This window comes from Microbacterium enclense (genome assembly GCF_004022425.1).
In the GTDB taxonomy this organism is placed as follows: domain Bacteria; phylum Actinomycetota; class Actinomycetes; order Actinomycetales; family Microbacteriaceae; genus Microbacterium; species Microbacterium enclense_A.
In genome coordinates this window covers 1-656 of the sequence record NZ_RBZY01000140.1, presented here as the reverse complement: position 1 = coordinate 656, position 656 = coordinate 1, and the positions used below count along the sequence as shown (strand labels likewise).

The window sequence follows — 656 nt, the reverse complement described above, 5'->3', positions numbered from 1 at the left end:
CGGGGGGGGGGGATGACGGCCGCGCCGTCCGAGTTGCGAGTGATGACGGGCTGCGTGAACGTCTTCACGACGGGACTGCCGTAGGTGATGGTGTACCCATCGACGCCCCCAGGGAATGCGGTGGACAGCGTCGTAGCGGCGAACGTCCCGGGAGTCCCGTCAGGCCACACCACCGCGGCAGACGTGACCGCCTGGTCGGCGTTGCGTTTGATGCTGCCGGTGATGAGCAGGTCCGGTAACTTCGCCCACACCGTCAACTGAGCCAGCTTCGCTGGGATACGGCGGGAGCTGACGGAATGCGGCAGGAGCGTAGGACGAACGTATCTCCAGGCCAGAGGGACGGTCCGGGATGCGGCGGGACATGAAGTCGCCCAAACGGGGGTTGCAGGTTCAAGTCCAGTAGCCGACACGAAAACACTGGGTTCGAGCCGGTCAGCGAGTCGCGGACTTGGTCGCACGGCTTCGGTCTTGGGGCCCATCTTCGGGTACGCGACCGTAGCCATCTCCGTGGCGACCACGATGTTCTGGACCATGGGAGCCTGATCTCGGCGGCTCAGCGGTGACCGTCTGACGCGTTCACGCCGTACCCATCCTTTCGGTGGTGGCGCCTCACTGGCGCACGAAACGCCCCTCCCCCCCTCCCCCCCCCCCCCCCC

General features: G+C 66.8%; 1 protein-coding gene. It reads right to left on the bottom strand.

The window, feature by feature from the left end; genetic code table 11:
* The coding region (locus D8Y23_RS17015; RefSeq protein WP_205797380.1) for a hypothetical protein at positions 1–257 on the bottom strand (257 nt) is incomplete at its 3' end.
* Positions 258–656: the final 399 nt, after the last annotated feature.